General features: G+C 68.9%; 20 protein-coding genes, 1 tRNA gene and 1 other RNA gene. 18 read left to right on the top strand and 4 right to left on the bottom strand.

Translation table 11 applies throughout. The annotated features are described in order from the left end of the window. Positions 1-89 precede the first annotated feature (89 nt). From ACIQJT_RS39315 to ACIQJT_RS39295, 5 genes are all read left to right on the top strand, one after another. Positions 90-308 (top strand): hypothetical protein, encoded by a 219-nt coding sequence (locus ACIQJT_RS39315; RefSeq protein WP_402650342.1) that lies wholly within the window; start codon positions 90-92, stop codon positions 306-308. Then, complete coding sequence (locus tag ACIQJT_RS39310) at positions 305-481, top strand: LuxR C-terminal-related transcriptional regulator (RefSeq protein ID WP_402650340.1); 177 nt, start codon at positions 305-307, stop codon at positions 479-481. The genes ACIQJT_RS39315 and ACIQJT_RS39310 overlap by 4 nt, the downstream gene beginning before the upstream one ends. Positions 482-577: 96 nt before the next feature. After that, positions 578-1,009 carry a hypothetical protein gene (locus ACIQJT_RS39305; protein WP_365464450.1) on the top strand — a complete coding sequence of 144 codons (432 nt, stop codon included), beginning with the start codon at positions 578-580 and terminating at the stop codon, positions 1,007-1,009. Between the two features lie 310 nt (positions 1,010-1,319). Further along, positions 1,320-1,649, top strand: coding sequence for a hypothetical protein (locus ACIQJT_RS39300; protein ID WP_402650325.1), 330 nt, complete (start codon positions 1,320-1,322; stop codon positions 1,647-1,649). 226 nt (positions 1,650-1,875) lie between these two features. Next, the gene (locus tag ACIQJT_RS39295) at positions 1,876-3,207 is read left to right on the top strand and encodes a hypothetical protein (protein ID WP_402650324.1); all 1,332 of its coding nucleotides are present in this window, start codon (positions 1,876-1,878) and stop codon (positions 3,205-3,207) included. A 342-nt stretch (positions 3,208-3,549) separates the two neighbouring features. Here the strand turns inward: ACIQJT_RS39295 and ACIQJT_RS39290 are convergent, their stop codons facing one another. From ACIQJT_RS39290 to ACIQJT_RS39280, 3 genes are read right to left on the bottom strand one after another with little or no spacing between them, the layout of a single operon-like run. Further along, entirely contained in the window at positions 3,550-3,948 is a 399-nt protein-coding gene (locus ACIQJT_RS39290; RefSeq protein ID WP_402650339.1) for a hypothetical protein, read from the bottom strand. Then, positions 3,948-4,376 (bottom strand): ATP-binding protein, encoded by a 429-nt coding sequence (locus ACIQJT_RS39285; protein WP_402650323.1) that lies wholly within the window; start codon positions 4,374-4,376, stop codon positions 3,948-3,950. The genes ACIQJT_RS39290 and ACIQJT_RS39285 overlap by 1 nt, the downstream gene beginning before the upstream one ends. A gap of 46 nt (positions 4,377-4,422) precedes the next feature. Beyond that, positions 4,423-4,830, bottom strand: a complete 408-nt coding sequence (locus ACIQJT_RS39280) for an NUDIX hydrolase (protein ID WP_366635005.1) — start codon at positions 4,828-4,830, stop codon at positions 4,423-4,425. Positions 4,831-4,939: 109 nt separating this feature from the next. On the opposite strand from ACIQJT_RS39280, the gene ACIQJT_RS39275 reads away from it, so the two are divergent. The 10 genes from ACIQJT_RS39275 to ACIQJT_RS39230 all read left to right on the top strand — a co-directional run bounded on the left by ACIQJT_RS39275 (position 4,940) and on the right by ACIQJT_RS39230 (position 11,975). Beyond that, the gene (locus ACIQJT_RS39275; RefSeq protein WP_402650322.1) at positions 4,940-5,731 is read left to right on the top strand and encodes a GntR family transcriptional regulator; all 792 of its coding nucleotides are present in this window, start codon (positions 4,940-4,942) and stop codon (positions 5,729-5,731) included. Positions 5,732-5,901: 170 nt separating this feature from the next. Next, positions 5,902-6,258: a hypothetical protein gene (locus ACIQJT_RS39270; protein ID WP_402650321.1), complete on the top strand. Its 357-nt coding sequence runs from the start codon at positions 5,902-5,904 to the stop codon at positions 6,256-6,258. Further along, positions 6,258-7,634 carry an FtsK/SpoIIIE domain-containing protein gene (locus ACIQJT_RS39265; RefSeq protein ID WP_402650320.1) on the top strand — a complete coding sequence of 459 codons (1,377 nt, stop codon included), beginning with the start codon at positions 6,258-6,260 and terminating at the stop codon, positions 7,632-7,634. The genes ACIQJT_RS39270 and ACIQJT_RS39265 overlap by 1 nt, the downstream gene beginning before the upstream one ends. A gap of 82 nt (positions 7,635-7,716) precedes the next feature. Beyond that, a complete protein-coding gene (locus ACIQJT_RS39260; protein ID WP_402650338.1) occupies positions 7,717-8,346 on the top strand; it encodes a DUF2637 domain-containing protein in 630 nt (209 codons plus the stop codon). 12 nt (positions 8,347-8,358) lie between these two features. Then, positions 8,359-8,550: a mobile element transfer protein gene (locus ACIQJT_RS39255; protein WP_402650319.1), complete on the top strand. Its 192-nt coding sequence runs from the start codon at positions 8,359-8,361 to the stop codon at positions 8,548-8,550. 16 nt (positions 8,551-8,566) lie between these two features. Beyond that, a complete protein-coding gene (locus tag ACIQJT_RS39250) occupies positions 8,567-8,752 on the top strand; it encodes a hypothetical protein (RefSeq protein WP_062025415.1) in 186 nt (61 codons plus the stop codon). A 34-nt stretch (positions 8,753-8,786) separates the two neighbouring features. After that, positions 8,787-9,035: a SpdD protein gene (locus tag ACIQJT_RS39245; RefSeq protein ID WP_402650318.1), complete on the top strand. Its 249-nt coding sequence runs from the start codon at positions 8,787-8,789 to the stop codon at positions 9,033-9,035. Between the two features lie 120 nt (positions 9,036-9,155). Further along, positions 9,156-10,496, top strand: coding sequence for a replication initiator (locus ACIQJT_RS39240; protein ID WP_402650317.1), 1,341 nt, complete (start codon positions 9,156-9,158; stop codon positions 10,494-10,496). Continuing rightward, the gene (locus ACIQJT_RS39235; RefSeq protein ID WP_311720449.1) at positions 10,489-10,722 is read left to right on the top strand and encodes an excisionase family DNA-binding protein; all 234 of its coding nucleotides are present in this window, start codon (positions 10,489-10,491) and stop codon (positions 10,720-10,722) included. Before ACIQJT_RS39240 ends, ACIQJT_RS39235 begins: the two co-directional genes overlap by 8 nt. An 11-nt stretch (positions 10,723-10,733) precedes the next feature. Further along, complete coding sequence (locus ACIQJT_RS39230) at positions 10,734-11,975, top strand: tyrosine-type recombinase/integrase (protein ID WP_402650315.1); 1,242 nt, start codon at positions 10,734-10,736, stop codon at positions 11,973-11,975. A 90-nt stretch (positions 11,976-12,065) separates the two neighbouring features. Here ACIQJT_RS39230 and ACIQJT_RS39225 read toward each other — a convergent pair. Next, positions 12,066-12,153: transfer RNA gene (locus ACIQJT_RS39225), tRNA-Ser, on the bottom strand. 72 nt (positions 12,154-12,225) lie between these two features. Between ACIQJT_RS39225 and ffs the strand changes: the two genes are divergently transcribed. The 3 genes from ffs to purD all read left to right on the top strand — a co-directional run bounded on the left by ffs (position 12,226) and on the right by purD (position 16,229). Next, positions 12,226-12,324, top strand: an RNA gene (ffs, locus tag ACIQJT_RS39220) — signal recognition particle sRNA small type. Between the two features lie 121 nt (positions 12,325-12,445). Then, positions 12,446-14,815 (top strand): DNA polymerase III subunit gamma and tau, encoded by a 2,370-nt coding sequence (locus tag ACIQJT_RS39215; protein WP_402650314.1) that lies wholly within the window; start codon positions 12,446-12,448, stop codon positions 14,813-14,815. Positions 14,816-14,975: 160 nt separating this feature from the next. Beyond that, entirely contained in the window at positions 14,976-16,229 is a 1,254-nt protein-coding gene (gene purD / locus ACIQJT_RS39210; protein ID WP_402650313.1) for a phosphoribosylamine--glycine ligase, read from the top strand. Positions 16,230-16,236: the final 7 nt, after the last annotated feature.

The raw sequence follows: 16,236 nt of genomic DNA, 5'->3' as shown, positions 1-16,236 counted from the left end.
CGGGGCGGGGAGCGTCCTTCCGGGTCGTGTGCGGTCATCCGGGCGGGGCGGGGACCGGACCCGACCAGGTTCCGGCGGTGCACGCGTGCGTGGACGAGGTCGCCGCCCGGTTGCCGGCCGTCGAGGCGGGGCTCGACACCCACCAGTCCCGCCCACGGCTCCACCTCGCGGACGGCCTGTGGCTCACCCTGAGCGTGGCCCGCGTCGGCGGCGTCCTGCCCTCGGACCGCCGCCACGGCATCGCCGTCACCCTGGAGGAGACGTCCCGGCGGAACGGCTCTCCCTCTTCGCCAGGTGCTTCGCCCTGACCCCGCGCGAGGCGGACGTACTCGGCAACCTGGCCAAGGGCGGCGACAACCGCACGGCGGCCCACCGCATGTCCCTCGCCGAACACACCGTCCAGGACCACCTCAAGTCGATCTTCGCCGAGACGGCGACGAACAACCGCGTGATGTTGCCGGCTCGGGTGGTGGGGGCGTGAGGGGGCGCACCGTGCCGGGGGCTGCGGTCGCGGTGCCGAGGGATCGCGGTGATCCTGTCAGTGGAGCGAGGCCGCGTCGTCAGGAAGGTGACAGACATGGCAACGACGCCGAGCGAGACCCGGCGAGGGTACGGAAGGCCGGGCGACAACGAAGGACTCAGCGGTGCGTCCGTGTTCGCCGGAGCCGTGATGTTGCTCAGCGGACCGCTCAGCATCCTCATGGGGGCGTCCGGCATCGCGAGCGACAACCTGTTCGCCGCGTCCCAGTACGCCTATCGGTTCGACCTGACCGCCTGGGGCTGGATCCACATCGTGGTGGGACTGGCGCTCACCGTCGCCGGCCTGGGAGTGGTGACCAACCAGAGCTGGAGTCGTGGGGCCGGTGCGGCGGCGGCGGGGATCAGCCTGATCACCCAGTTCATGTTCGTCCCGTACTACCCGCTGTGGGCCATCCCCGTGATGGCACTCGACCTCTTGATCATCTTCGCCCTGACAAGGCTCCAGGCCGGATCGGGCGCGGCCCGCTGAAACAGATGGCCAACGACGAAGGGCCCCGCTGCGAACAACGGCGCCCTTCGACATCGTGCCCGGTGAGGCACTGGCGGAGGATACGAGATTCGAACTCGTGAGGGGTTGCCCCCAACACGCTTTCCAACTGTGTTGGTAGGTGAAGAGGCTTCGGACGGTGCCGTTCACCTGTGTTCATGGCCGTCCGGCCGTGGGAGCGGCTACCGCCTTCGGTCTCGCCTGAACGGCTGTGAACGGCGCTGAATGAGACGGAAACTGAGACGGACGGCGGGCCGGGCTCGCTAGCATCGTCGCTGCTGAAGGGGGTGTCATGGCTCTGGTCCGCAAGGGATCACGACGGATCGTTGTCGACGGCACGGCCTACCGCTGGCGGCTGCGAGGCAGGCCGACGTACTTTCAGGGCATGACCTGGTCGCCGTGCACGTTCGCGGTCGAGCACGCGGACACCCCGGGCATGACGCTCGTGGTCACCACGAACCAGCCGCATCCGAGCAACTGGTTCGGACGCGAGGCCACGCCTGTACTGCCGTTCGATGTTGCCCAGGCCATTCAGCTTGCTCTTCGTGAGTGCTGGGCGCCGACGGCTTCGGGCTCCCCGTTCTACTTCGACCAATCCGACGGCTTCGCACCATCGAACTGACCGGGTCTGAGGGCTTGTTGGTGCTCGTACCTCAGACGCCGACAGTCAGCCACGATGGGGGGTGCGCCGACCGGTAAGGCGCGCATGTGCCTCGCCGTAACCCGACCGGCCTCAGCCACGCTGTTGCGACGCCGTCAACCAGAACAAGCCGCGTCGGCCGGGCTGTAGACGGGGAAGACGAGCAAACGGGTGGCGTCGGCCCTTTAACGGCCTCACACTATTCTTCATGTTGAAGCTCTCAGTGTGGCGTTCAGTCGTTGACTCGCAGCAATCGGGTAAATTCGATGCGATCGAACGTTCGATTCCCAGTGAGTATGTAAGGGTTTTGAGTTCGTCACGTGAGGCGATGGCCCTCGCACTCGGCTTGAGTTCTGCGGATGGGGGCGCTCGGCTCCCAGATAGATTTGGGCGAGCCAGCGCGATCGTAAAGGCAGAGATTTACAATTTCGAGGGAGTCATCTATGTGCTCTCGCTCCGCAGAAGGAGCGGCGTATGGGTCACCGTCGATGATGAGGAAGCACTGAAGGAACAGGCGGGCATCTTTTTTCTGCACGTTCTTTCATCATCGCGCTTCAAGCCGGATGTTTCTGCGTTCCTTCAAGTCGTCAAGGAGCAGAGCGGTGCCGAGTTGAGGGAGTGGGAAGTTCGGCCAAAGAGATTTGTGGAGCTGAAGCAAGAGGGGCGCCAGGAATCTCTATCAATTACGACAGAGAAGTCTAATGCCGCTCGCCTCCTCTCCAATAAAGAGCCGCGAATCCTTGCCACCGCTATCAAATCCGCACCTGGCGGCCTGATCCTTTCTGATGTCGAAAGGCAGTTGAAGAGAGGTAAAGTTGAAGACATTGACGCAACCCTGCTGGAATTGCATGAAGTCGGACTTATAGGCTCAGAGTACGTAGTGGTTTGCGCTAAGCATCAGCACGAGGTCTCTAGATTTTCCGACGCTTCAGTGCTCGAAGAGATGTCCAAATTCGGTGTGCGCTGCGGGTGTGGGCGAAAGATCAGCGACGAACGGCTTGAGGAGGCAGTGGCCATTACGGACCTAGGGCGAGAGCTGCTCGATAAAAGCACCTGGATGTCCATCATGCTAATGGAGGAGTTGCGTGAGCTGGGAGTTCCAGACGATCGAATCATGATCGAATATTCTTCCGGCGGAGATGAAATGGACTGCGTGGCCGACATTAACGGGCAGCTGATCCTTTTCGAACTAAAAGACAAAGAATTCAGCCTGCGTGAAGCGTATTCGTTTGCTGCGAAAATTGGCCTCGTCCGCCCTCACTATCCGGTAATCGTGACAACTGAAAAGGTGGGGGGTGACGCCAGGGATCACTTTGAAAAGGCGGAGATTGCTGGAAGGCGGGGGCAGGTTGGTGCCGATCCTGACGACGCTAAGCCGATCAGGTTTATCGAAGGGCTAGAGAATCTGCGTAGTCAGCTCGATGATCTGGCTTCCACGGTTTATCGAAACGAAGCGACCAAGGTGCTGCGCGAAATCATGCCAATGGGTGCGGTTTCGCCGAATCATCTGCTTGATGGTCTGGCTGCAGGCGGTCGCTGAGGTTGGTGGAGCGGCTTTGGGGTGGCGCTGCTTTGGCGCGAGTGATCATGGCCCCGTAAGCTTCCGGCGCGTCGGGCAGTCTGTGGACCTGCCCGGTAAAGCACGACGTTGGGGCCATGATCTTCGAGGCTCGCGCCAAAGTGGCTCCGTAAAGCCGTGGAGCCGACCGCCCCAGCCACGACGTACCCCTTCTCTGGCATCAGGCGGCTGACTGCTTTGAGCGCGGCACGGGCGCCGGCCGGGCTGGAGCGGGGCGGAGACAGGAGCGCAGGCCCGGCCGGGGGCCGGGCCGCGCGCGGGGAGCGGAGCGAGCCGCCTTGAACCAGTAGAGAAAGTTGTAACTCAGTCGGCCTGCTGGGGTGTGTGAGGCTCTGTGTGCGGTTTGAAGCCCTGAGCGCAGGATGGAAGTTCGGTCTCTTGACGGTGGGCCAGCGGTAGGAAGATCACGGGTCGGATCGTCCAGTTGATGCGAGTACGGGCCTGGGTGAGCGTCACCGTGCAGGGCTCGGCGCGTAGGAGTGCCTTCCTCGTGGTGATGCGGCCGTCGTACAGCCACTCCCACGCCTCCTGAGACGCGTCGGGATCCAGTGCCGGTGAGATCGTGCGCAGTGCAACCGCTACCCATCTGTCGGCCTGTGGTGCCGAGTACGCATCGAAGGATGCCCGGAGGGTCGGCAGTGTCTCGGCGGTGAGGTCTTCGGTCCAGCACTCGCACCAGTAGCCGCGCTGCGGCTTGTCCATCAGCACGGGTGGCCTCCCACAGGCGGGCCCGTGAAGAGCTCCGCGGTGACCGTGTGCCCGCCGTCGCTCTCGTGGACCACGACCCGGTGGGCGATCATGCTGACCATGCCCATGCCCCGGCCGTGCTCGGCGTCCTGGTCTTGGCGCTCGATCTTCGGGGCGGTGCCGGCGCCTCCGTCGTCCGTGACTGACAACGCGATGGCCTGCGCCGATACCGCCAGGGCCAGGTGGAAGCTGCCTGAGTCCTGGCCGCTGGCTGTGTGGAGGATTGCGTTCGCGCTCAGTTCGCTCACGATCAGTTCGGCGTCCTCGGCCAGCGGCGATCCGCGCAGGATGTCGCGGGTCCAGCGGCGGGCCCGGCTGACCTCTTCCGGGAAACCTGGGCAAGTCAGTCCCCAGACCCGGGCTGTACTCGTATACTCGTGCATACAAGTTCCTTCGTGCTGGTAGGCCGCCATGTGCAGCGGGTTCGGGCTAGACGAGTTTCACGCCGTCGTGGGCGCGGATAGCAGGTGGAGACACCGCGTCCATCGCGTCCAGGACGCGGATGGCGTAAGCCTCGTCGGCAAGCTCGGAAACTTCTTCGCGGGTGGCCCAGCGCAGTGCGCGGGTCTCGTCGCCGGTGGTGGGCGTGCCGTCGGCCGCCTGGCAGCGGAAGACCAGGGAGACGATCAGGCCCGTCATGTTCTTGTAGACGCCGGTCAGGGTCGCCGGAAGGGCGATCTTGATGCCGGTTTCTTCGAGGACTTCGCGTTGCAGGGCCTCGGGGATGGTTTCCTCGCGTTCGAGGACGCCGCCCGGGGGTTCCCACTTGCCGTTGTCGCGGCGCTGGATCAGGAGGGCCCGGCCCAGGTCGTCGATGACGACTCCGGCCACGCTCACGGAGTGCGGGCGTTCTGTGCTCACGTTCCTCGGCCCTCTCGGATGGCTAGGCTCTCCACCGTAGCAACAACACTCGCCCACACGTCTAGATACCTAAAGGAGTGCACTCGTGACCCCTGCTCTTCCCTCCGGCCAGCTCGGTGATCTCGACCCCACGAGCGATCGTGCGGTCTTCCGGCAGATCGCCGACCAGCTGCGCGAGGCCATTGACCGTGGGCGATTCAGGGAGGGCGAGAAGCTGCCCTCCGAGGCGGAGCTTGTGGACCACTACGGGGTATCCCGGATGACGGTCCGCAACTCCTTCTCCATCCTCCAGGGGGAAGGACTCGTCCATGCCGAGCACGGCAAGGGTGTCTTCGTCCGGCCTCGTCCGCCCGTGCGGCGGCTCGCCTCGGACCGGTTCGCCCGCCGGCACCGGGAGCAGGGCAAGTCCGCGTTCATCGTCGAGGCGGACACGGTCGGCAGCCATCCTCAGGTCGACAGTCTTGAGGTCAAGGAAGAGAAGGCCAGTCAGGACATCTCTACGCGCCTCGGCTCTGTCCGGCGGGTGCTCGCCCGGCGCCGGCGGTACCTCCTCGACGGACGGCCGGTGGAGTTCGCGACCTCCTACCTGCCCCTCGATATCGCCCGCGGTACGCAGATCGCCGAACCCAACCCCGGCCCCGGCGGCATCTACGCCCGCCTCGAAGAACTCGGTCACCGCCTCGACCACTTCGAGGAGGAGATCCGCGCCCGGATGCCCTCCCCGGACGAGGTCAAGACGCTCCGGCTGGCCTCCGGCGTGCCCGTCATCCACCTCATCCGAACTGCCTTCGACTCCGAGGGACGAGCCGTCGAGGTCTGCGACACGGTCATGGCGGCAGACGCCTACGTCCTGTCGTATCAGCTTCCGGCGACCTGATCGTCATGGTTTGCGGTGGTGCGCGGGGACGCTCTCCCGAACTCGTACAACTCAGCATGCATACTCGTATAGACGAGTGGGCAAGTTGTGTGGCAGGGTGATCGTCGTGAGCCCGAAAGATCGGGTTTCCAGATCGCTACATGTATAGACGAGTAGATAGGAAAACTGCCTTGCGTACCATCCGCGTTGAGACCTCCGCCGCCACGATCCTCCTCACCGAGGCACCTGAACCCAAGGTCCGCGACCGTCAGACCGGCGAGATCGCCAAGGACGCCGTGAGTGGTGAGGCGCTGATGACGCTCGGCGTCGTCTACATCGAGGACGGCGAGTCCTCGCTGATCAAGGTCACCGTGCCCGAGGGCGGTGTCTCCGAGGGACTGAACCTGGGCGCTCCGGTCTCGCTGCCGGGGCTCGTCGCCCGGCCGTGGGAGTCGGTGTTCAACGGCCAGCAGCGTCACGGCATCGCCTTCCGGGCCGCTGCCGTCACCCCGGCCGCGTTCTCGGCCGCCATGGGGGCCACCGCCTGATGGCCGACCTGACGACGCTCCTGGAGGTGGGTGGTGCCCTCGCAGCGCTCGGCGGTGGGGCCGCCTACACCCGGGCCAAGTACCCGGCCGTCTACTGGTCCGCCGTCGGCGGCCCGATATCCACCGCCCGCCTGCTCAGCTCGTACAGCTCCGTCATGGACGCGTGCGGCCTGACCGTCGCTCCGTCCCGGCTGCGGGTCCTCGCCGTCAAGGCCACCACCCGGCGGGAGGTCCGGCCGGTCCCGCCCCGCCGGGGCATCATCCGGCCCACCTCGACCGGGCTGCGCCTCCGGCTGCGGCTCGCCCCCGGTCAGGAACCCGCCGACGTCGCCGCCTCGGTCGAACGGCTGCGGCACGCCTGGGGAGTTCACGCTGTCTACGTCACCACCGTCAAGCCCGGTGTCGTCGAACTGCGGCTCGTCGGCTACGACGTGCTGCGGCGGGTGCGCATGCCTCGCAAGACCGAATCCGGGTTCCTCAAGGTGCCGGTCGCCCTGCGGGAGGATGCCACTCCCTTCGTACGGGACTACCGGACCGTTCCTCACCAACTCACCCTGGGCGCGACCCTGTCTGGCAAGTCCATGTACCTGCGCCACCTCGTTGCCGGACTCGCCCGTCAGCCCGTCGCCCTCGTCGGAATCGACTGCAAGCGAGGCGTCGAACTCGCGCCCTTCGCCGCCCGCCTGTCCGCCCTCGCTACCGACCCGGACGAAGCCGCAGAGCTGCTGCCCGTCCTGGTCAAGGAAATGGAGGATCGATACGACCTGATCAAGGCCAGACAGGGCATCGCGCCCGATACCCCGGACGAGGAGATCACCTCCGACGTCTGGGGCCTGCCCGAGAGCGAACGGCCCACCCCTCTTGCCCTGTTCGTTGACGAGGTGGCCGAACTCTTCCTCACCGCCACCCGCAAGGACGAGGAACGCCGCGACGAGATGGTCACCCAGCTCATCCGCCTCGCCCAACTCGGCCGCGCGGCCGGCATCTACCTGGAGGTGTGCGGCCAGCGCTTCGGCGCCGAACTCGGCAAGGGCGCCACCATGCTCCGCGCTCAGTTGACCGGTCGTGTGTGCCACCGCGTCAACGACGAGGCCTCCGCCAAGATGGCACTCGGCGACATCGCCCCGGAAGCGGTCTCCGCCGCCTGCGCCATCGCCCCCGAAACGCCCGGCCTCGCCGTCGCGGGCGACACCTCCGGCGGCTGGTCCCGCATCCGCACCCCGTACCTCTCCCTCGGCGACGCCGCCGAGATCTGCCGCGAATCGGCGCACCTGGTGCCCGACCTGCCCGCGCTCAAGCCCTTCCAACCCGACGTCCCCGTACGCCCCGCCGAGACCCCGGCCCCGGCAGTCCTGCCGCACCCGGCGACCGACTGACGCTCCCCTCCACCCGGTCGGCGTGACCGCCTCGCGCCATGTCCATACCCCTGCCATGCCCGAAACCGAAAGGAACCGGACCGTGCGCCCCCATCTGGCCCGTGTCGACGCAGCGTTGGTCCAGGCGCTCATCGCCGCCGCACTGTCCTTCGCCCACATCCACGACATCGCCATGGCAGCCGGACAGGACGGATGGAAAGCGTGGGCCTACCCGATCAGCGTTGACCTCCTGCTCGTCGCCACATGGCGTCGACTCCGCTCCGGGACGGCCAAAGCGGCCTGGTGCTGGTTCGTCATCGCCCTCACCGCCTCCCTCGGCGCCAACGTCGCCACCGCCGGACTCCTGGACATGACCGACGTGCCGGCCTGGCTGCGCATCCTGGTCGCGGGCTGGCCCGCGGTCGCCTTCCTCGGCGGAACCCTCCTCGCGCACTCGGCGCCGAAAACGGCCACCGACGAGATAGGCACGGAACTCATCGAGGGCCAGGAGGACGAGCCCGAAACCACCCCCGAAACGCCCGCCCAACCCGCCGCCGTCGAACCAACCCCGTCCACCCCGCCCGTTCCGGTGCCGACCGCCCTGGTCAACCACGCTCGCAAGGTCGCCGCCGAACACCGCACCCGCACCGGAGCACCAATCGACACCCCAACTCTTCGCGCCCGCCTCGGTGTCCCGGCGCCACTCGCCGAAGCCGTCGCCGCTCAACTCTGAAAGGAGACCCGCATGACCGCCAACCGCCGCTTCCGCAACGTCACCCGCATCGGCCCCGTCCAGGTCGCCACCTCATACGACGGCAGGGGCCGAGAAAAGCACACCGCCGCCTGCACCGCCCCGCGCTGCAACTTCTCCGCCGACTACGACAGCCGCGCCGCCGCCGAACTGGCCGCCCGCACCCACCGCTGCCCCGCCCGCTGAAAGGACCCACCACCCCGTGACCGTCAGCCTCCCGCTCGTCGTCGTCCTCGGCTTCTTCGCCTGGGGAGCGGTCAAGTTCCTCGGCGTCCGCACCTGGATCGTCGTCCTGATCGCCCTCTTCGGCTTCTGGCTCTCCCACACCTTCCTGGCCCCCGCCATCGAGTCCGGCACCCGCTCTGGCGTGACCGTCATAAACGGCTAACACATCTAGACGAGTAGATAAGGAGTCTCCGGCCGTGTTCCTGCCCAAGTACCCCGACAACCCGACCCCGCCGCCCGCACACACCCACACCACGACGACCGACCCGACACCGGCCCGCCGCGCGCTGCCCTCGGTGTCCATCGACCAGAAAACGGTCGCCGCCCTGGTCGTCGGCGGAGTCGTCCTCACCGCGCTCCTGGCCGCCGTCGCCGTCACGGCCATCTCGGTAGCCGTGGCCGCCGTGGTCCTGCGCTCCCTGCTCCGCGACCAGCACCGCCGCTAGACCCCACCCGGCCTCCGGGGCGACGGCACACGACCAAGCATTACGCCGCCCCGGGGCCTTCCTCCCGACCGAGCCAGTCAGAAGGGAAACGCCATCTTCACCCGCACCACCCCGGCCCCCGTGCCGGAACTCGCGAACCTGGCCGCCCAGGGCACCCTCCCCGGTATCCTCCGCCAGCTCTCCGGCCTCGGCGGCTGCACCCACCCCATCCGCCTCGACGGCCACCGCACCGAATACGACCTCGACATCACCACCGGCGAGATCGGCCGCGTCCTCCAGCACCTCGACTCGACCAACCTCCCCGCCGGCCAACTCCTCGTCCGCTGCAACAACCGGCGCACCACCCGCTGCCCGGCCTGCGCGGAGGTCTACCGCCGCGACACCTTCCACCTGATCACCGCCGGACTGCGCGGCGGCAAAGGCACCCCCGAACAAGTCGGCACCCACCCCCGCGTGTTCGCCACCTTCACCGCCCCCGGCTTCGGCCCGGTCCACAACCGCCGCACCGACGGCCGCCCCTGCCGCTGCGGCCACCACCACGACCAGGACGACGACACACTCGGCACCCCACTCAACCCCGACACCTACGACTACGAAGCCGCCGTCCTCTGGAACGCCCACGCAGGTCACCTCTGGCGCCGCTTCTCGATCTACCTCCGCCGCGTAGTCGCCAAGCGAGCGGGCCTGAGCCAACGGCGCCTCCGCGACCACGCGCGCGTTTCCTTCGCCAAGGTCGCCGAATACCAAAAGCGCGGAGCCGTCCACTTCCACGCAGTCATCCGCATCGACGGCCCCGAAGGCGGCAACACCCCGCCGCCCGCATGGGCCACAGCCGAACTCCTCACCGACGCCATCGAAACCGCCGCGAGCAAGGTCCGTGTCGACGGTCCGGTCATCGACGGCCGCCCTCACACCTTCACCTTCGGCCGCCAACTCGACGTCCGCACCATCCGATCCGCCGACTTCAACGACGGCCAGGAGCTGACAGAACGAGCCGTCGCCGCCTACATCGCCAAGTACGCCACCAAGGGCGCCGAAACAGCGACTGGCGCCCTCGACCGGCCGCTGAAGTTCATCGCCGAACTCGCCCAGCTCGACATCAGCGACCACGCCCGCCAGCTCATCCGAACCGCCTGGACCCTCGGCGCCCGTAAGAGTCTCGAACACCTCCGCCTGCGCGCCTGGGCCCACATGCTCGGCTTCCGCGGCCACTTCTCCACGAAATCCCGCCGCTACTCCACCACCCTCGGCGCCCTCCGAGACGCCCGCGCCGAATGGCGACGCGCACAGGCGACAACAGCTGCTGATGACCCAACCACCTACGGAAATCCGGAGGTGACCACGACCTTGGTCGTCGCCCACTGGGTCTTCGCCGGAACCGGCCTCTCCGACACCGAAGCCTGGCTGTCCGCATCCCTCGAACCCGCCCCCGGAACGGAAGGAGAACCAACTCGTGGCTGAGCCCCGAGTCCCCGCCAGCAGGCCCGAGCAGCCTGACCCCTCCCTCGTCCTCCTGACCGTCGAGGAAGCGGCCCGGCGCCTCCGCATCGGCCGTACGACATGCTTCCGCCTCGTCCTCGCCGGAGAGATCGAGTCGGTCACAGTCGGAAGACTCCGCCGAGTCCCCGCCGACGCCGTGCCCGCCTACGTCACCAAGCTCCGCCACCGACCCGCCCAAGCGGCCTGAGGAGGGACGACATGGCAGAGAAGAAGACACGCACCCGACAGCCCAACGGCGCCTCCTCCATCTACCTGGGAAAAGACGGCAAGTGGCACGGACGAGTGACAGTGGGCGTCCGCGATGACGGCAAGCCGGACCGCCGCCACATCGAGCGCAAGACCAAGGCGGAGGTGACCAAGGCCGTCCGCGAAATGGAGCGGGCGCGGGACGACAAGAAGCTCAGGAAGCCGGGCCAGGGCTGGACGTTGCAAGCCTGGCTTGAGCACTGGGTCGAGAACATCGCCAAGCCGTACGTCTCCGAGAACACATACGACGGCTACGAGGTCGACGTACGCGTACACCTCGTCCCCGGCCTGGGCGCTCACAAGCTCGACAAGCTGGAGCCCGAACACCTGGAGCGCTTCTACCGACGGATGCAGGAGTCTGGGAGTTCCGCTGGCACCGCCCACCACGCTCATCGCACGATCCGAGTCGCCCTGAATGAGGCCAAGCGACGCGGTCACGTCGCCACCAACGTGGCCGAGATCGCCAAGGCCCCGCGTCTCGAAGAGGAGGACATCGAGCCGTTCACGATCGAGGAGGTTCAGAGCCTCCTCGTCGAGGCCGCCAAGCTCCGCAACAGCACGAGGTGGGTCGTCGCCTTGGCACTCGGCCTCCGCCAAGGGGAAGCCCTCGGCCTTCACTGGGAAGACGTCGACCTGGACACGGGATACGTCCGCATCCGCAAGAACCGCCTCCGTCCCAAGTACGCCCACGGCTGTGGAGACAAGCCATGCGGCCGGAAGGCTGGCTACTGCCCCCAGAAACAGCAGACCCGCCGAGAGCACAAGTCCACCAAGTCCCGCGCCGGACGCCGAACGATCGGCCTCCCCGACCCCCTGATCAAGCTCCTCCGCCAGCACCAGGAGCAGCAGGAGAAGGAGCGGATAGAGGCTGGCGTCGACTGGGAGGACAAGGGATACGTCTTCGCCTCCCCGACCGGCGGCCCCCTCAGCCCGAACACCGACTTCCACACCTGGAAGCGGCTACTGCGAGACGCGAGCGTTCGAGACGGCCGCCTCCATGACGCTCGCCACACCGCCGCCACCGTCCTCCTGATCCTCGGCGTCCCCGACGTCGTGGTCGACGCGATCATGGGCTGGGAGCCCGGGGGAGCGGCACGCATGCGCGCCCGCTACATGCACGTCACCGGAACGCTCCTGCGCAAGGTTGCTCAACAAGTCGGCGACGCCCTCTGGGAGCCGCCGAAGACCGGCTGAAGCCCAACTGAGACGGAAACTGAGACGGACAACGACGAAGGGCCCCACCGCGAACGGTGGGGCCCTTCGACATCGTGCCCGGTGAGGCACTGGCGGAGGATACGAGATTCGAACTCGTGAGGGGTTGCCCCCAACACGCTTTCCAAGCGTGCGCCCTAGGCCTCTAGGCGAATCCTCCGCGGCAAACAATACAAGACGTTGAGGAGTGCTCGCGAACTCGTTCCCACCCCCTGCCATCGGGTACTGTTTGGGCAGCCCCTCACGCGGCGCTATCTGACTGAACTCCCCCAGGGCCGGAAGGCAGCAAGGGTAGGTCGGCTCTGGCGGGTGCGTGGGGGGCGTTCGCGTTCCCGGGCGGAGGCCCTGGGCGGAGAGCCGGGCTGAGTGCCGGGGCCGAGGGGCAGGGCTGAGGGCCAGGGTGAGTGTCCGCGCGGGTCGGGTTGTCAGTGGGCGCCTATAACCTCGTATGCGTGTCGTCTCTCGCGCTGTACCGCCGCTATCGCCCGGAGTCGTTCGCCGAGGTCATCGGGCAGGAGCATGTCACCGACCCGTTGCAGCAGGCGCTGCGGAACAACCGGGTCAATCACGCGTACCTGTTCAGCGGTCCGCGCGGATGCGGCAAGACGACCAGCGCCCGCATCCTCGCAAGGTGCCTGAACTGCGAGAAGGGACCCACGCCCACCCCCTGCGGCGAGTGCCAGTCCTGCCGGGACCTCGCGAGGAACGGCCCGGGTTCCATCGACGTCATCGAGATCGACGCGGCGTCCCACGGCGGCGTGGACGACGCCCGTGAGCTGCGGGAGAAGGCGTTCTTCGGGCCGGCCGGCAGCCGTTACAAGATCTACATCATCGACGAGGCCCACATGGTCACGTCGGCCGGGTTCAACGCCCTGCTGAAGGTGGTCGAGGAGCCCCCGGAGCACCTGAAGTTCATCTTCGCCACCACCGAGCCCGAGAAGGTCATCGGGACGATCCGGTCGCGGACCCACCACTACCCCTTCCGCCTCGTACCGCCCGGCACCCTGCGGGAGTACCTCGGCGAGGTGTGCGGCAAGGAGAACATCCCCGTCGAGGACGGGGTGCTCCCGCTCGTCGTGCGGGCCGGTCAGGGGTCCGTCCGTGACTCCATGTCCGTCATGGACCAGCTCCTCGCCGGCGCGCGCGAGGAGGGTGTGACGTACGCCATGGCCACCTCCCTCCTCGGCTACACCGACGGGTCCCTGCTCGACTCCGTCGTCGAGGCCTTCGCCACCGGTGACGGCGCCGCCGCCTTCGAGGTCGTCGACCGTGTCATCGAGGGGGGCAACGACCCGCGCCGCTTCGTCGCCGACCTGCTGGAGCGCCTGCGGGACCTGGTCATCCTCGCCGCCGTTCCGGACGCCGCCGAGAAGGGGCTCATCGACGCCCCCGCCGACGTCATCGAACGCATGCAGGCCCAGGCCGGCACCTTCGGCGCGGCCGAGCTCAGCCGTGCCGCCGACCTCGTCAACGAGGGCCTCACGGAGATGCGCGGCGCCAACTCGCCCCGTCTCCAGCTCGAACTCATCTGCGCGCGCGTGCTGCTCCCCGCGGCCTACGGGGACGAGCGCTCGGTCATGGCCCGCCTCGACCGCATCGAGCGGGGCGTCAACTTCTCGGCCGGCGGCGGCGCTCCCGCGATGGGCTACGTACCGGGCCCGGAGGCGCACGGGGGAGCCGTCCCGGGCCCCTCGACGGCCGCCGTCCCGCCCTCGGCCCCGGTGCCGCCCGGCGGCGGTCCGGCCGCGGCCCGGGCGGCGGTCCGCGCGCAGGGAGGGGCAGGAGGCTCGGGCGGTCCGGGTGGATTCCCCGGTGCCGCGGCGGACCCGGCGCCCCCCGCTCCGGCCGCCCCCGTCGGCCCGCCCACGGGTCCCTCAGGCCCCTCCGCCGGCCCGGCGCACGCCTCTCCCGCGGGGCAGGTCCCCGCGGCTCTGGCCGGCCCGTCCCCCGCCGCGTCCCCGGAACAGCAACCCCGCCAGCAGCCCCCACAGCCCCACCAGCCCTCAACCCCGGCCCCCGGCGCCTGGCCCACCGCCGCCCCCGCCGGCGGCGGCCGGCGTCCCGGTGGCTGGCCCACCGCTGCCCCCGCGGGCGGCGGTCAGCCTCAGGCTCCCGCGGCGCCCCGCCCCGCGGCCGCCCCGGCACCGGCCCAGCCCGCCCCTGCGGCCCCCGCGGCCTCCGGCCCCGGCCCGGCCGCCTACGCCCCGCCGACCGGCGGTCTCGACCCCCGTCAGCTCTGGCCCAACATCCTGGAAGCGGTCAAGAACCGCCGCCGCTTCACCTGGATCCTGCTCAGCCAGAACGCCCAGGTGGCCGGCTTCGACGGCACCACGCTCCAGCTCGGCTTCGTCAACGCCGGCGCGCGCGACAACTTCGCCAGCAGCGGCAGCGAAGAAGTGCTGCGGCAGGCGTTGTTCGAGCAGTTCAGCGTGCAGTGGAAGATCGAGGCCGTTCTCGACCCCTCGGGCGGCGGCGCGGCACCCCCGGCGTCCGGCGGCTTCAACGGCGGCGGTGGTGGCTACGGCGGAGGCGGCAACTCCGGCGGCTACGGCACCGGCGGCAGCGGAGGCTACGGCGCCCCCGCCCCCCAGGCCCCGCCGTCCCCCCAGTCGGCGTCCACCCCGGCCGCACCGCCCGCCCCGACGCCCGCCCCGTCCGCACCCGCCCCGCAGCGGTCCGCTCCGGAACCCCCGCCGGTTTCCATCGAGGACGACATCCCCGAGGACGACGACCCGGACCTCAACGAGTCGGCCCTCTCCGGCCGCGAACTGATCGTTCGGGAACTCGGGGCGACCGTGGTCGAGGAGATCACCAACGAGTAGGGACGGCCGAGGCGCGACCCGGCCGACGTGACCGGCGTGACCGGCGCGTGCGCCGAGGCCGTGGCGGCGCGAGCCGGACCGCTCGTCTTGGAGGAACCCACGACTCCTCAGCCTCCACCCCTTAGGAACGTGGCACAAAAACCCCGTTAGGCTGACCCCCGTGAAGGTCCTCGTCATCGGTAACGGCGCCCGCGAACACGCCCTGTGCCGCTCCCTGTCCCTCGACCCCGACGTCAGCGCACTGCACTGCGCGCCCGGCAACGCCGGCATCGCCGAGGTCGCCGAGCTGCACCCCGTCGACGCCCTCGACGGCGAGGCGGTGGCCACGCTCGCGCGGCGACTCGGCGTCGACCTGGTCGTCGTGGGCCCGGAGGCCCCGCTCGTCGCGGGGGTCGCCGACGCCGTGCGCGAGGCGGGCATCGCGGTCTTCGGCCCGTCCGGGGAGGCCGCGCAGCTCGAGGGCTCGAAGGCCTTCGCCAAGGACGTCATGGCCGCGGCCGGCGTCCCCACCGCCCGCTCCTACGTCTGCACGAACCCCGAGGAGGTCGCCGAGGCCCTCGACGCCTTCGGCGCCCCGTACGTCGTCAAGGACGACGGTCTCGCCGCGGGCAAGGGCGTCGTCGTGACCAGCGACCTCGAGGCCGCGAAGGCCCACGCCAACGCCTGCGAGCGGGTCGTCATCGAGGAGTTCCTCGACGGCCCCGAGGTCTCCCTGTTCGCCGTCACCGACGGCGACACCGTCCTCCCGCTCCAGCCCGCCCAGGACTTCAAGCGCGCCCTCGACGGCGACGAGGGCCCCAACACCGGCGGCATGGGCGCGTACTCCCCGCTGCCCTGGGCCGACCCGAAGCTGGTGGACGAGGTCCTGGAGACGGTCCTGCAGCCGACCGTCGACGAGATGCGCCGCCGCGGCACCCCCTTCTCCGGACTGCTGTACGCCGGTCTCGCGATCACCTCCCGCGGTGTGCGGGTCATCGAGTTCAACGCCCGGTTCGGCGACCCCGAGACGCAGGTCGTCCTGGCCCGCCTGAAGACCCCGCTGGCCGGAGTCCTGCTCGCCGCCGCGAGCGGCAACCTCGAGGACCTGCCGCCCCTGCGGTGGAGCGAGGAGGCCGCGGTCACCGTGGTCGTCGCCTCGCACAACTACCCGGCCACCCCCCGCACCGGCGACCCCATCACCGGGCTCGACGAGGTGGCCGAGCAGGACGCCCCGCACGCGTGGGTCCTGCACGCGGGTACCAAGCGGGACGGTGACGCCGTCGTCAGCGCCGGCGGCCGCGTCCTGTCGGTCACGGCGTCCGGCAAGGACCTCACCGAGGCCCGCGAGCGCGCGTACCGGGCCGTGGGCCGTATCCGGCTCGACGGTTCCCAGCACCGGACGGACATCGCGGCGAAGGCGGCGTCCGAAGCCTGACAGGCCC

It is taken from the genome of Streptomyces sp. NPDC091972 (assembly GCF_044756385.1).
Lineage (GTDB): Bacteria > Actinomycetota > Actinomycetes > Streptomycetales > Streptomycetaceae > Streptomyces.
Note: the sequence above shows the minus strand (reverse complement) of the source record. Positions and strands in the feature narration are given on the sequence as shown.

Bases quoted from the DNA above. Each gene is read 5' to 3' on its own strand.
- ACIQJT_RS39295 (WP_402650324.1), top strand. From the start codon at position 1,876: ATGTTGAAGCTCTCAGTGTGGCGTTCAGTCGTTGACTCGCAGCAATCG.
- ACIQJT_RS39290 (WP_402650339.1), bottom strand. From the start codon at position 3,948: ATGGACAAGCCGCAGCGCGGCTACTGGTGCGAGTGCTGGACCGAAGAC.
- ACIQJT_RS39265 (WP_402650320.1), top strand. From the start codon at position 6,258: ATGGCCGACCTGACGACGCTCCTGGAGGTGGGTGGTGCCCTCGCAGCG.
- ACIQJT_RS39305 (WP_365464450.1), top strand. From the start codon at position 578: ATGGCAACGACGCCGAGCGAGACCCGGCGAGGGTACGGAAGGCCGGGC.
- ACIQJT_RS39300 (WP_402650325.1), top strand. From the start codon at position 1,320: ATGGCTCTGGTCCGCAAGGGATCACGACGGATCGTTGTCGACGGCACG.
- ACIQJT_RS39230 (WP_402650315.1), top strand. From the start codon at position 10,734: ATGGCAGAGAAGAAGACACGCACCCGACAGCCCAACGGCGCCTCCTCC.
- ACIQJT_RS39255 (WP_402650319.1), top strand. From the start codon at position 8,359: ATGACCGCCAACCGCCGCTTCCGCAACGTCACCCGCATCGGCCCCGTC.
- ACIQJT_RS39285 (WP_402650323.1), bottom strand. From the start codon at position 4,376: ATGCACGAGTATACGAGTACAGCCCGGGTCTGGGGACTGACTTGCCCA.